Below are 13,578 nucleotides of genomic sequence, written 5' to 3' on the forward strand. Positions count from 1 at the left end.
TTTGTCATAAGGCAGGTCAGAAAACAACCTGTCACCCTTGATTCTTAAGAGGCCAGAATGATCGAACGCATCGATACCGGGATTGCCCCCTCTTCCGCTCCTATCAACGATGCCGTTCGCGCTGGAAAGCATGTGTGGTTGGTTGCCATCGCTGAAGATCCGACTACGGGCGAGATCGTCCAAGGCTCCATCGAAGACCAGACCCGCCGCTGCATTCAGAACCTTGAAATCGCGGTGAAAGCCGCAGGCGGTACCCTGCGCAATATCGTCATGAACCAGATCTTCCTCACCGACAGCGCCTATGCGGCCGGGATGAACACGGTCTATCGCGAATTCTTTACCCAGCAGCCATACCCGGTTCGTGCCACTGTCGTCGTCAAGGAATTGCTCGCTGCGGGCCTCAAAATCGAAATCACCGCGACCGCCGTACTGGATTAAATCATGCTCCTCAAACTCGCGCTTTTGGAAGATATCAAAACTGGCAAAGTGGACGTTATCTTCCGCCGCTGGAACCGCCAGACCGTCAAAGAAGGCGGGACGTTGAAAACCAAGGTCGGCTACCTCGCTATCAAGTCGATCACCAATATGAGCCCGGACGATGTCACCGACGCCGATGCCAAGCGAGCCGGTTTTGCTGATGTCGCCGATTTCCAAAAGTGGCTCACCACGATGAAGGAAGGTGCCCTCTTCCAGCGCATTGAAGTCGGCTATTTGGGCGAGCAGATCTAAGCCAAGGGCGCGTGACATGCATGGGCGACAGCGAAACACTGCTCCGCCCATCATTCGCCCTAAAGTGCGCCCACCGTCCCCCGACCAAATCGGGGACATTCCATGCGCTACCTTACAATTGTCGGAGTATTGGTGATGTCGATGACCTCCGCTCATGCTTCAGTGCTGAAAGCGGTAGAACAAGGCGACATCGCCAAACTGACAGCGGCCATAACTGCCGGCAACGATATCGAAGAGCGCAATAGCGAGGGCCAAACAGCCCTCCTCGTCGCGACGTGGCAGAACGACATCGCAGCTGCCGAAAAGCTCATCGCCGCCGGAGCCGACGTCAACGCCAAGGACAATATCTCGGATAGCCCCTACCTCGTCGCTGGTGCCCAAGGCCGCGTTGAGATTCTAGAACTCGCCCTAGCCAATGGTGCTGACCTTAAAAGCGTCAACCGCTTCGGCGGCACCGCCGTCATCCCTGCGGCAGAAAAAGGCCACCCGGAAGCTGTGCGCGCTCTACTCGACGCTGGCGTTGCCCCCGACCACGTCAACCGCCTCGGCTGGACAGCCCTCATGGAAGCTGTCGTTCTCACCAATGGCGGCCCCATCTTTGTTGAGATCGTCAAAACACTGCTAGAGGCTGGGGCCGATCCAAACATCCCCGACAACGACGGCGTAACCGCCCTCGCCCACGCCAAGGCCCGTGGCTTCACCGAAATGGCAGCCCTTCTCAAAGCCCACGGCGGCACGTAATCCCCCTAACACCTCCACTCTGTCTTACCTCGGCCCCATGGAAATAGGTTGGCCTTATCTTTCTTAACCTCGCCCCCACGGGGAGAGGTCGGCCCTCTTGGGCCGGGTGAGGGGGCCTTCCCGCTTCTATAAGCCCCCCTCAACGGCTCCTTCCCCGCCCCGTTACCAGCGGGAGGCTCGACGGGATGATCCGCAAACACCACACTGCTCCACCACCCTTCATCCATTCGCCTCAAACTGACCTTTTGGCTTGCCTTTTTGCCCAAGACTCACCACAAGGACCTCGCGTCCCCCAATGCATAAAGGATTGACCGATGAAGGCAGCTGTCATCGTGTTTCCAGGCCTTAACCGCGACCGCGATATGATCGCGGCGCTCACTAAGATCGGGGGCGTAAAGCCCGATGTCGTATGGCATCAGGATACCGATCTTCCAGAAACTGACCTGATCGTTATTCCCGGCGGTTTCTCCTATGGCGACTACCTCCGCTGCGGCGCTATCGCCGCCCGCTCGCCGATCATGGACAAGGTCCGCGAACGTGCCGCCAAGGGCGTAAAAGTTCTCGGCGTCTGCAATGGCTTCCAGATCCTGATCGAAGCCGGCCTCCTGCCCGGCGCGCTGATGCGCAACACCTCGCTCAAATTTGCGTGCCGTGAAGTGAAGCTCGAAGTCGTCAACACCGACAGCGCCTTCACCAAGGGTTACACCCAAGGCCAGATCATCCGCTGCCCGATTGCCCACCACGACGGCAATTACTTCGCCGATGCCGAAACCCTCGCTCGCGTCGAAGGCAATGGCCAAGTGGCGTTCCGCTACGCCGAAGGCACCAATCCAAACGGCTCGATCAACAACATCGCTGGCGTCTTCAATGACACCAAGAATGTTCTCGGCCTGATGCCTCATCCAGAAAACCTGATCGAAGCCGCTCATGGCGGTGATGATGGGCGCGCGCTCTTTGCTGCTGCCCTCTCTCAGGTCGCCTGAACTCTAGCTGCCGGAACCTTGCAATGACCTTCGCACAAGACCCCGCTGTCACCGCTGAACTCGTCGCTTCCCACGGCCTCAAGCCGGACGAATACCAGAAGATTCTCGATCTCATCGGCCGCGAGCCGACCTATACTGAGCTCGGTATTTTCTCGGCTATGTGGAACGAGCACTGCTCCTACAAGAGCTCCAAGAAATGGCTCCGCACTCTGCCGACCTCTGGTCCACGGGTTATTCAGGGCCCGGGCGAAAACGCTGGCGTCGTCGACATCGGCGATGGTCAGGCCGTCGTTTTCAAGATGGAATCCCACAACCATCCAAGCTTCATCGAGCCCTATCAGGGCGCAGCGACCGGCGTTGGCGGCATTCTGCGTGACGTCTTCACCATGGGCGCTCGCCCAGTCGCCGCCATGAACGCTCTGCGTTTTGGCGCTCCAGAACACGAAAAGACCCGTCACCTCGTCAATGGTGTGGTGGCTGGCGTAGGCGGCTATGGCAATGCCTTCGGCGTGCCAACCGTTGGCGGCGAAGTCGAATTCGACGCCCGCTACAATGGCAACAACCTCGTCAACGCGTTCGCGGCTGGCTTGGCTGACACCGACAAGATCTTCTATTCCAAGGCCGAAGGCGTTGGTCTGCCCGTGGTTTACCTCGGCGCCAAGACCGGCCGCGACGGCGTTGGTGGCGCGACCATGGCATCTGCCGAATTTGGCGATGACATCGAAGAAAAGCGCCCAACCGTTCAGGTTGGCGACCCCTTCACCGAAAAGCGTCTGCTCGAAGCTTGCCTTGAACTCATGGCCACTGGTGCCGTGATTGCTATTCAGGACATGGGCGCGGCTGGCCTCACCTGCTCGGCTGTCGAAATGGGCGCCAAGGGCGACCTCGGCATTGAGCTCAATCTCGACAAGGTCCCTGTGCGTGAAAACCACATGACCGCCTATGAGATGATGCTCTCGGAAAGCCAAGAGCGCATGCTCATGGTTCTCCACCCAGAAAAAGAGCCCGAAGCTCGCAAGGTCTTCGAAAAGTGGGAACTCGACTTCGCCACCGTTGGCGTCACCACTGATGATCTGCGCTTCCGCGTGCTCTGGCAGGGTCAGGAAGTCGCCAACCTTCCGATCAAGGAACTCGGCGACGAAGCTCCAGAATATGACCGTCCATGGACTGAGCCCGTCATTCCAGCTGCCCTCGCTGCCGATGACGTGCCGCAGATGGACATTGCTGATGCGCTATTGAAGCTCGTTGGCGGCCATCAGTGCTCCTCGCGCCGCTGGGTCTACGAACAGTATGACACCTATATTCAGGGTAACACCATGCAGCGCCCCGGCGGCGATGCTGGCGTCATTCGTGTAGACGGCGCAGAGCACAAGGGCCTTGCCTTCACCTCAGACGTGAACCCGCGCTATTGCGAAGCCAACCCGTTTGAAGGTGGCAAGCAGGCTGTTGCCGAAGCTTGGCGCAACCTCACGGCAACCGGCGCAGAACCACTGGCCGCCACCGACAACCTCAACTTCGGCAATCCTGAACGCCCAGAAATCATGGGCCAGTTCGTCAAGGCCGTTGAAGGCATTGGCGCGGCGTGCCGTGCGCTCGATTTCCCAATCGTCTCGGGCAACGTCTCGCTCTACAACGAAACCAATGGTCGCGGCATTCTGCCGACCCCGACCATCGGTGGCGTTGGCCTTCTACCTGAATGGGAAAAGTCGGTCCGCATCGGTTTTGTCGCTGAGAACCAGCCAATCCTGCTCATCGGTGGTCCAGCCGAACGCGGCACCCACCTCGGCCAGTCGATCTATCTGCGCGATCTCTTTGATCGTCGCGATGGTGATGCGCCACACGTTGACCTTGCCGCCGAACGTAAAACCGGCGATTTCGTCCGCAAGTTGATCCGCTCCGGCGTCGTCACCGCTTGCCACGATCTGTCCGATGGCGGCCTTGGCGTTGCTCTCGCGGAAATGGCCATTGCCGGCAATATCGGCGCGACCGTCACCGACGTTGAAGGCAATGACCCGGTGAAGACGTTCTTCGGTGAAGATCAAGGCCGTTACCTCATCACCCTCAACCTTGATCCGCAAAGGTCTGAAATAGCCGGATTGTGGGACGAAGCGAAGCTGCGGGGCATCCACGCCCCTTGGATCGGCATTACCGGTGGCGACAGCCTCGCCCTTGGCAGCGCACGCGCTGTCAAGGTGGCCGATCTCAAGTCAGCACACGAAAGCTGGTTCCCGAACTACATGAACAGCTAATCGCGGCGCATCGCCCCGGTTGAAGACCTCATGGGCACATGCCATATCTTGGCATGTGCCCATTTTGCACAAACACTATTCAAGCAGGGAGACTACCCATGGCCATGGACGCCACTGAAATCGAGCGCCGCATCAAAGCCGCCCTGCCCGATGCCGTCATTGAAATCCGTGATCTGGCTGGCGACGGCGATCACTACGCTGCTCACGTCATTTCTGAAGCCTTCCGCGGCAAGACCCGCGTGGCCCAGCACCAGCTCGTCTACGCAGCTCTCAACGGCGACATGGGCGGTGCCCTTCACGCTCTCGCGCTCCAGACCAACGTTCCGGAATAAGCCTTGAGCGATCTGCGCACGTCTCTCGATATCATTCGCATGGTCCGACCAGAGGTCGGCACCGCGACCATCGAACATGAGATCATGGCAGAGAAGGCGAACTCCCTCGGAGCCGCCGAAAAGCGCGTTATCAATGCCATTGCCGCATTGGAAACAGGCGAGGACCGCAAAGCGGCCCTTGCCGAAGCCCGCGACGCGGTCTGGGGCTATTTCGTCCAGCGCGAACTGCTTGGCTTTGAACACCACGACGAAATCATCGCCGACCTCAAAATCCCCCGCCAGGTGTTGCTGACACTCGGGGCGATTGAGGAATGACTGAGGCCTGTCGCTTCTGCCTCGCCAACAATCTCCTCTTTGATAGTCCCGTCGCCGCCACCGAGCATTTTTATATGCTCCGCCACGCCGACACCCGCTTTGCCCATGGCGTCATGGTCATCCCCAAACGCCATAGCGAAACACCTTTCGAGCTGTCTCCAGAGGAATGGCAGGATTTTGCCAACGCCATTGCCCTCGCCCGCGATCTGCTTGCCCCGTCCTCGCCCGAAGGTTTCACCATGGGCTGGAACGTCGGTGCAGTAGCAGGGCAAACCGTATTCCATACACATCTGCATATGATCGCCCGCTATTCCGGCGACCCGCATGAAGGCAACGGCATCCGCCGCATTTTCAAAATCGAAGGGCAGGAGTGATATGAGCAGAGCCATTGTCTTTGATATCGATGGGGTGCTTATCGAGGGCATGAACCACGACGCGAACAAATCACGCCGTTGGGACGTTACTCTCAAGGCCGACATGGGCATTGACCCAAAGCGCTTCACCGACGAATTCATCTTCGACATCTTTGTTACCAAGGTAACGACCGGCAAAATGTCGGTCATTGAAGCCCTCGACAAACGCCTTCCTTCGCTGGGCTACAAAGGCTCAACGATGAAATTCTTGGACTATTGGCTCAAGAAAGACAGCGTGCTCAACCAACCGCTTGTTGACGCCATCCGCGACTTCCGCGCCAAAAACGACAACCCTTTCTACATCGCCACCAACCAGGAGCACATCCGCGCGGTTTGGCTCTGGTCCAACACCGGCCTCGGCGACATCTTCGACGATATGTTCCATTCAGCACGCACGAACGCTCGAAAACCCGAAAAAGCCTATTTCGACTTCATCAGCGGTAAAATCGGCCCGCAGAGCGAGCCTCCACTCTTCTTTGACGATACGCCGAAAATTGTCGACGGCGCGCGCAAGGCCGGTTGGGAAGCCATGATCTACGACCGGCTCGAGAGCTTCACCACTCACCCTTGGATCGCCGCCCGCCTCTAACGCCCATCGTCAAATACCGATGCGCCCACCTCGACAGACGGCCACGCCTATCTTATTTAAGAGCCAACTTGACCCGGCCCTTGAACCCGGATTTCTCGAAAGGTTTTTCCCATGACCGATATCAACGCCTTCATCGACAACAGCATCAAGTCCAACGACGTGTTCTTGTTCATGAAGGGTACCCCCGATTTCCCGCAGTGCGGTTTCTCGGGTCAGGTCGTCCAGATTCTCAACTATCTCGGCCTCGAATTCGGCTCGGCCAACGTGCTGGAAAGCGGCGAACTGCGTGAAGGCATCAAGGCCTACACCAACTGGCCAACCATTCCACAGCTCTACATCAAGGGCGAGTTCATCGGCGGCGCAGACATCGTGCGCGAGATGTTCCAGTCCGGCGAACTGAAGACGCACCTCGAAGAGGCTGGCGTTGCGGTTAAGGCTGCTTAATTAGCGCCACCTAAAGCAAAAGCCCCGCTTCGGCGGGGCTTTTTACTATTCTGAAACAACCACATCAGCTGCGAAGCGAACGTCCCGTATCGGCCGAACCCGCGCCACGGACTCGGCGTAAGTCGGGTGCTGTTTATAAGCATCGAGCGCCGCCTGATCGGCAAACTCGCCATAAACCACCACGTCGACCTCATTGCCGTAGAGATCAACCTTAGTGTTCCGCGTCACCTCAAACTTGAGGCTATGGGGAATGGTTTTGAGGATCGACAGGCCAGCCACGACCTCATCAACGAGGTCCGGCGATTTTGCAGTAAAAAGAACGATATGGCGGATCATGGTATCCTCATGCAGTCCCCTGCCATGTCGTGCCAAATGCCCAAAACGTCAAGTCATCACAGATCGTGATGCGGCCCATGATTTATTATTGCTTTTCGTGATCTCGCCTTAGGCGTAGCGTCGCCGCGCACAAATAGGTGAGTCATGTCCGCGTCCGCATCTGCTCCACGTCTCAATTTCCCTCTGCCCATCATTATTCTGGCGGGCTGCATTATTGCCGCAATTGGTTTCGGCACGCGTGGCGCCTTCGGACTGTTCACCCTACCCATTACGGAAGATCTCGGCCTCACCCGTCAGGAGTGGGGCATGGCCATGGCGATACAGAACTTGGCTTGGGGTCTCACCCAGCCCTTTGCCGGAGCAATGGCCGATAAATATGGCTCTGCGCGCGTACTCGCCTTTGGTGGGCTAATCTACGCCGCTGGCGTTCTGGGCATGGCCTTCTCGCCAGACATTCTCAGCCTCACCCTCACCACCGGCATCATCACCGGCGTCGGTATCGCCGTGGCCTCATTTGGTGTTGTCATGGCCGCCTTCGGCCGTGTGGTCCCCGCCGAAAAGCGCAGCTTTGTTTTTGGTATTGCCACCGCAGCAAGCTCGGCGGGCCAGTTCATTTTCGCCCCGCTCGGTCAGGGCTTCATCTCTGCCTTCGGCTGGCAGATGGCGCTTGTCTGGATCGCGCTGATCCTCTTGCTCATCATCCCACTCTCCAGCGCCCTGCGTGGTCGCGCTGAGTCCGTGCCGGGCGAAGCCGATATGAAGTTCATGCAGGCCCTGTCGCGCGCCTGGGGCTATGGCTCCTATCGCCTCCTGGTCATTGGCTTCTTTGTTTGCGGCTTCCACCTCGCCTTTATCGGCGTTCACATGCCGGCCTATCTGGTCGAATGCGGCCTTTCGCCAGAAGTGGGCAGCTGGGCAATCGCCGTTATCGGCCTCTTTAACGTTGCAGGCTCGCTCCTCTCCGGTTGGCTCGGTTCACGCCTCCCCAAACAGCTCCTGCTTGCGCTCATATACTTCCTCCGCGCGCTCGCCATTGCGGGGTTTGTTTTCCTGCCCGTCACGGAAATAAGCGCCTACATTTTCGGCGCAGTCATGGGCCTACTTTGGCTTTCCACTGTCCCGCTCACGGCTGGGCTCGTGACCCTCTTCTTCGGCCCGCGTTACATGGGCATGCTCTATGGCATTGCCTTCCTCAGCCACCAGATCGGTTCCTTCTTCGGCGTCTGGCTGGGCGGTCTGGTTTATGATCTGACCGGTGCCTATGACCTGATGTGGTATCTCGGCATTCTCTTGGGCCTGGCCTCCGCTGCGGTCCACATCCCGATCAACGAAATCAAAGACAAAAATTTCGCGGTCAAAACTGCGATGCAACATTAATCACACCATTTCGCCCGTTGCCTTGCCAAAAGCTGGCAACGGGTTCATGGTCCGCGCGTTTCTAATCGTCGGCTACTCCTCGCCGACCTCTAGGTATTGATAATGACAGATCGGATATCGCGCGCGATTTCGCGCCCGCACTTCATTGCCCTCATAGCGGCACTGATGACGATGAACGCTATTGCTGTCGACGTCATGTTGCCCGCCCTGCCCTACATGGGCGAAGCCCTAGGGGTTGTCAGCGAGAACGAACGGCAGTTCGTCGTCACCTCCTACACCCTCGGAATGGGCATCGCCGTTCTGGCATTCGGCCCGCTGACCGACCGCTTTGGCCGCCGCATTCCTCTGTTTGCTGGCATCACCGTCTATATCATCGCCGCCATTGCTGCCGCCTTTGCGCAGGATTTCACGACTCTCTTGGTGCTGCGCTTCGTTCAGGGCATGGGCGCCGCCAGCGCGCGCGTAATCTGCACCGCCATCGTTCGTGACAAATACTCTGGCCGCGAAATGGCCGAGGTCATGTCTCTGACCTTCATGGTCTTCATGGCGATCCCCATCATTGCCCCGAGCATTGGTCAGGTACTTCTCCTCACCGGCCCATGGCAGAACATCTTTATCTTCATGGGCGTGCTGGCCTTGGCCATCATGATCTGGGGCTATTTCAAGCTCGATGAAACGCTCAGCGAAGACAAGCGCCGTCCGCTCAGCATCAAGAGCATCGCCTCTGGCTTCCGCATCGTCTGCACGAACCGCACGGCGTTCTTCTATGGCCTCGCGGGCATGTTCCTCTTCGGCGCACTCATGGGCTTCATCTCTTCGGCCCAACAGGTTTACGTCGAAGTCTATGGGCTTGGCCTGTGGTTCACCGCAGCCTTCGCGGGCATCGGCGCCCTCATGGCTGTCTCGTCCTTCACCAACTCTCGCGTCGTTCGGCGCATGGGCATGCGTCGCCTCGCCCATGGTGCCATCTTGGTCTACACCACCTTCGGTGCCGTCATGACCATTCTGGCCCTGACCAACAATCTGCCCTTTGTCGTCTTCTATCCGCTTCTGGCGATCATCATGTTCTCATTCGGCTGGACCAGCTCGAACATGAACTCGCTTTCGATGGAGCCATTGGGTGCAGTCGCAGGCACGGCCGCCGCCACCTTCGCCTTCATCCAAACCGTTGGTGGGGCGTTGATGGGCATGGTGATCGGTCAGATGTTCAACCACTCTGCGCTCAACGTTGCAGCGGGCTATTTCACCATGGGCGTCATGGCACTGGTCTGCGTGCTCATCGCCGAAAAGGGCAAGCTTTTTGGCGTGGGCGAGCAATATGCCAATGCCGAGCCGATCATCTCGGAACACTAAGAACCAAAAAGGCCGGGCGCTCCACAGCACCCGGCCTTTTCTTTATTCTCGGATCGTCTTCCGCTTTAGAACGTAAAGACCTCGCGGCGCAGCGCCTGCCAGCTGTCCTTGTCAGGCGCGATAAGCAGCCCACCATCAAGGTCTGCAGCGCGATAGGGCGAACCATCCAGCTTGGCCACATGCGCGCCCGCTTCCTCGACAATCAACGAACCCGCCACGTGATCCCAAGGCATGGTCCTGTTGTACATCTGGAAGTGCACGTGCCCATCGGCAGCGAGGCGATACTCATGACCCGCACAGCGATAATTGGCGGTCACCTTCACAAGGCTAAGATTGCCCAAAACCTCGCGACGGTGTGGTTCTGGAATGTAGGTGGTTGACGTCAGCCCGCCCATTTCTGAAACCGGCACTGGATCGGCATATTTCAGACGCTTGCGACGACCATCGGGAAACACCTGCCAAGCGCCACACCCACGCTCCGCCATAACGAAATCATCGCCCATCGGATCATAGATCACGCCCGCGACGGTTTCCCCATTCTGCACCACGCCAGCCATGACCGCAAACAGCGGCAACCCACCCACGAAATTAGCCGTTCCATCAACGGGATCGACGTAAATCACGACTCGATCCTCGAAGTTGGTATTGAGCAGTGCCGCATTGGCAGAGACCGCTTCTTCGCCAATCACAATATGGCGCGGCGAATGCTCATTGATCGCCGCCGTAATCACGCGCTCGGCGTTGACGTCCGCCTCGGTCACCAGATCAAAAGCGCTGGTTTTGGTCTGTACCGCGCCCTCATCGAGTTTGCGGAACCGCGGCAAGATTTCCTGCTGTGCGGCTTGTTTCAAAATCGCGGCGAGACGGTCGATGTTCATTCGGCAACTTTCTGCTGAGCAGCAAGGGACGCAAAATCAAACAGGCGCGTATCCAGCATATGGCTGGCATTGATATTGCCCATGGCCCGGATCATCGTATCCTTACGGCCCGGCATACGCTTTTCAATATCGGTGAGCATGGCCTTCATCGCATCGCGCTCCAACCCATCCTGCGAACCGCACAGGTCGCATGGAATAATCGGGAACTGCATGTGGTCGGAGAACTTTTGCAAATCCTCTTCCGCACAGAAAATCAGAGGACGCAGAACTTCGAGATCGCCCTCGTCATTGACCAGTTTCGCCGGCATTGCCGCCAGCTTGCCGCCATGGAACATGTTCATGAAAAAGGTTTCGAGGCTGTCGTCGCGATGGTGTCCCAGCACCAGCGCCGTGCACCCCTCTTCGCGCGCAATGCGATAGAGATTGCCGCGCCGTAAGCGCGAGCACAGCGAGCAATATGTCGCTCCCTGCGGCAGCTTATCGGTCACGATCGAATAGGTGTCCTTGTATTCGATACGGTGCTCAATACCCAATTCGCTCAAGAACGCTGGCAGGATGTGCTTCGGGAAATTCGGCTGCCCTTGGTCGAGATTGCACGCCAACAGCTCAACCGGCAGCATGCCGCGCGCCTTAAGGTCGAGCAGCAGCGCCAAAAGCCCATAACTATCCTTGCCGCCCGACAGCGCAATCAGCCACTTCTCGCCCGGACGGACCATGGCGAACTTCTCAAGCGCTTCGCGAGTATTGCGAATGAGGCGCTTACGCAGCTTGTTAAATTCCACCGAACGCGGCGCTTTCGCGAAGATGGGATGGATACCGGTATCAGCATCCTCATCCAGCGTAGCTTGGGCTTCCATCACCGCGGACATTGGCAAAACTCTCTTCATCAGACGTAAGCTTGCTGATACCGCCGATAGCCCGGAATTGAAAGGGAAAGGCAAACTCGTGAACGCACTTACTTACCGCAGTGTAACTTGTGTGAATCTCTAGTTCCTCGCTAGATAGATCCAGTTAAAGACCCCGGGAGAGTTCGGTGTTTCGTTCCTTTTTCCCTGACCCTAAGCTTTTTTTCAGCAGCGCCTTAGCTTGGACCATCCTTTGCCTGATCGGCTGGTATTCTGTTGGCCCGGCATTAGAGAGCGTCATTAGCCTTGGCCCCATCTTAGGCCAGCCCATTGTTGAGGGGCAGGCAGAGCCTTTTCTAACGCCGGGCAAGGTCTGGCTCTATCAATATGTGCTGATGGCGGGCTACCTCTTCTGTATCCCTTGGTACTGGATCGGTAATAATCCACGTTGGTACTGGTGGAGTGTTGTCGGCACCGTCACCATCGTCGAAGTCGTATTCTTCGACGTGCAGATCGGCGCGTGGATGAACTCTTGGTATGGTGAGTTCTACAATCTGCTGCAAAGCGCGATGACCACGCCCGGCAGTGTCACGCTGGATCAGATCTACAGTGAGCTGTTCACCGTGCTCTATGTGCTGCTGCCCCGCATTGCAGCGCTCGTACTCAACGCCTTCTTCATGGCGCACTATCTGTTCCGCTGGCGCCGGGCCATGACCTTCTTCTACATGACCCACTGGCCCAAAATGCGCAAAATCGAAGGCGCATCCCAGCGTGTCCAAGAAGATACCCAGCGCTTCTCTAACATCGTTGAGGGCCTTGCCTCGGCACTGGTCGGCTCGATCATGACGTTGCTGGTTTTCCTGCCGCTGCTGTGGAGCCTATCGCAGAACATCACCGAGCTGCCGCTTGTCGGCGCAGTAAACGGAAGCCTTGTTTGGGTGGCCCTTGTATCAGCCGCAGCCGGTACGGCCCTGCTCGCGACAGTCGGGATTAAGCTGCCAGGGCTCGAATTCCAGAACCAACGGGTGGAAGCAGCCTTCCGTAAGGAGCTGGTCTATGGCGAAGATCACCAGGACCGTGCCCGCCCCTTAGAAGCGCGGGAGTTCTTCCTCGACGTTCAGCGCAACTACTTCCGTCTCTACGGGCACTACCTCTATTTCAACGTCGCCCGTTACGTGTACCTGCAAGGGTCGAACTTCATTCCGCTGATCGCGATGTCGCCCTCGATTGCCGCTGGTGTGCTTACCCTAGGTCTGTTCCAGCAGATTTCGAACGCCTTCGCTCAGGTTGAAAACTCGTTCCAGTTCCTCGCGAATTCCTGGACGACGATCATCTCTCTGATCTCTGTCTACAAACGTTTGCGCGCTTTCGAAGCCGCGATCCCGCCGGGTAGCGTATCGGGGGTCGATTATGACGATCCGCGTTACCTCGCCTCCGATGCGGACTTCGGCCCGCTACCGAGCGAAGAAGCACAGCCCAAGGGCGTTTGATAGATCTGCACACTCGACCAAAGCCGCCCCCCGGGGCGGCTTTTTTATTGGCGGTCGTAGTCAGGTCCCCCACCCAAGCTCCCCGCAGGCGGGGGAGGAGCAGACCGAGTTCAAACCCGCCTCTCCCCACCAACACTGCCTTCCCCTCCCCCTATCAGGGGGAGGCCGGGTGGGGGTACAGCACGTCCCCCCAACATACGCGATCCAATCCCTCCCCCTACCAGGGGGGACTGTTTACAACTTGCTCATTTGGGATTCTAGTTTGACTGCTTGGGGGGGATTTGCCGGAGGGTTTGAGATGAATTGTCCAGATTGTTCTAGCACTGCCACGGTCAAGCGCGGTCTCAAGGCGGGTTACCAGCGATTTAGCTGTAAGGAGTGTGGTCGGTACTTTACTGATCGCGCCCCTAAATTCAGCGCTCAGACAAAAGCGCAGGCCGTTCAGATGTATCTCAACGGCACCGGCATTCGGGCCATTGGGCGCGTCCTTTCGGCCTCCCCAGC

The 13,578-nt window shown here is 57.9% G+C and carries 16 protein-coding genes; 13 read left to right on the forward strand and 3 right to left on the reverse strand.

The window, feature by feature from the left end; all coding sequences use genetic code 11:
- Positions 1–57: 57 nt before the first annotated feature.
- From JHC09_RS16370 to grxD, 10 genes are all read left to right on the forward strand, one after another.
- Positions 58–438, forward strand: coding sequence for a RidA family protein (locus JHC09_RS16370; protein WP_199532858.1), 381 nt, complete (start codon positions 58–60; stop codon positions 436–438).
- A 3-nt stretch (positions 439–441) separates the two neighbouring features.
- On the forward strand, positions 442–729 hold the full coding sequence (locus JHC09_RS16375; protein WP_199532859.1) for a hypothetical protein: 288 nt from the start codon (positions 442–444) through the stop codon (positions 727–729).
- Positions 730–870: 141 nt separating this feature from the next.
- Complete coding sequence (locus tag JHC09_RS16380) at positions 871–1,470, forward strand: ankyrin repeat domain-containing protein (protein WP_248309060.1); 600 nt, start codon at positions 871–873, stop codon at positions 1,468–1,470.
- Positions 1,471–1,784: 314 nt separating this feature from the next.
- A complete protein-coding gene (purQ, locus tag JHC09_RS16385; protein WP_182394025.1) occupies positions 1,785–2,453 on the forward strand; it encodes a phosphoribosylformylglycinamidine synthase subunit PurQ in 669 nt (222 codons plus the stop codon).
- Between the two features lie 23 nt (positions 2,454–2,476).
- On the forward strand, positions 2,477–4,702 hold the full coding sequence (gene purL / locus JHC09_RS16390; protein WP_199532861.1) for a phosphoribosylformylglycinamidine synthase subunit PurL: 2,226 nt from the start codon (positions 2,477–2,479) through the stop codon (positions 4,700–4,702).
- Between the two features lie 98 nt (positions 4,703–4,800).
- A complete protein-coding gene (locus JHC09_RS16395) occupies positions 4,801–5,034 on the forward strand; it encodes a BolA family transcriptional regulator (RefSeq protein WP_169195058.1) in 234 nt (77 codons plus the stop codon).
- Between the two features lie 3 nt (positions 5,035–5,037).
- Positions 5,038–5,349, forward strand: coding sequence for a DUF6665 family protein (locus JHC09_RS16400; RefSeq protein ID WP_248309059.1), 312 nt, complete (start codon positions 5,038–5,040; stop codon positions 5,347–5,349).
- Positions 5,346–5,723: an HIT family protein gene (locus tag JHC09_RS16405; protein WP_169195059.1), complete on the forward strand. Its 378-nt coding sequence runs from the start codon at positions 5,346–5,348 to the stop codon at positions 5,721–5,723. Before JHC09_RS16400 ends, JHC09_RS16405 begins: the two co-directional genes overlap by 4 nt.
- Before the next feature lies 1 nt (position 5,724).
- Positions 5,725–6,351 carry an HAD family hydrolase gene (locus JHC09_RS16410; RefSeq protein ID WP_199532862.1) on the forward strand — a complete coding sequence of 209 codons (627 nt, stop codon included), beginning with the start codon at positions 5,725–5,727 and terminating at the stop codon, positions 6,349–6,351.
- A gap of 111 nt (positions 6,352–6,462) precedes the next feature.
- Positions 6,463–6,795 carry a Grx4 family monothiol glutaredoxin gene (gene grxD, locus JHC09_RS16415; protein WP_169195061.1) on the forward strand — a complete coding sequence of 111 codons (333 nt, stop codon included), beginning with the start codon at positions 6,463–6,465 and terminating at the stop codon, positions 6,793–6,795.
- Between the two features lie 45 nt (positions 6,796–6,840).
- Here grxD and JHC09_RS16420 read toward each other — a convergent pair whose 3' ends face one another.
- Positions 6,841–7,131 carry a Dabb family protein gene (locus JHC09_RS16420; RefSeq protein ID WP_169195062.1) on the reverse strand — a complete coding sequence of 97 codons (291 nt, stop codon included), beginning with the start codon at positions 7,129–7,131 and terminating at the stop codon, positions 6,841–6,843.
- A gap of 144 nt (positions 7,132–7,275) precedes the next feature.
- Between JHC09_RS16420 and JHC09_RS16425 the strand changes: the two genes are divergently transcribed.
- Both JHC09_RS16425 and JHC09_RS16430 read left to right on the forward strand, forming a co-directional pair.
- Complete coding sequence (locus tag JHC09_RS16425) at positions 7,276–8,508, forward strand: MFS transporter (RefSeq protein WP_199532863.1); 1,233 nt, start codon at positions 7,276–7,278, stop codon at positions 8,506–8,508.
- Between the two features lie 102 nt (positions 8,509–8,610).
- A complete protein-coding gene (locus JHC09_RS16430) occupies positions 8,611–9,861 on the forward strand; it encodes a multidrug effflux MFS transporter (protein ID WP_210338187.1) in 1,251 nt (416 codons plus the stop codon).
- Positions 9,862–9,926: 65 nt separating this feature from the next.
- Here JHC09_RS16430 and JHC09_RS16435 read toward each other — a convergent pair whose 3' ends face one another.
- Together JHC09_RS16435 and ttcA are read right to left on the reverse strand one after the other, a co-directional pair.
- A complete protein-coding gene (locus JHC09_RS16435) occupies positions 9,927–10,739 on the reverse strand; it encodes an inositol monophosphatase family protein (protein WP_199532864.1) in 813 nt (270 codons plus the stop codon).
- On the reverse strand, positions 10,736–11,596 hold the full coding sequence (ttcA, locus tag JHC09_RS16440) for a tRNA 2-thiocytidine(32) synthetase TtcA (RefSeq protein WP_199532869.1): 861 nt from the start codon (positions 11,594–11,596) through the stop codon (positions 10,736–10,738). The genes JHC09_RS16435 and ttcA overlap by 4 nt, the downstream gene beginning before the upstream one ends.
- 176 nt (positions 11,597–11,772) lie before the next feature.
- Between ttcA and sbmA the strand changes: the two genes are divergently transcribed.
- On the forward strand, positions 11,773–13,074 hold the full coding sequence (sbmA, locus tag JHC09_RS16445) for a peptide antibiotic transporter SbmA (protein ID WP_199532865.1): 1,302 nt from the start codon (positions 11,773–11,775) through the stop codon (positions 13,072–13,074).
- Positions 13,075–13,578 lie beyond the last annotated feature (504 nt).

Origin of the sequence: Devosia sp. MC532 (genome assembly GCF_016461625.1) — a bacterium.
Lineage (GTDB): Bacteria > Pseudomonadota > Alphaproteobacteria > Rhizobiales > Devosiaceae > Devosia.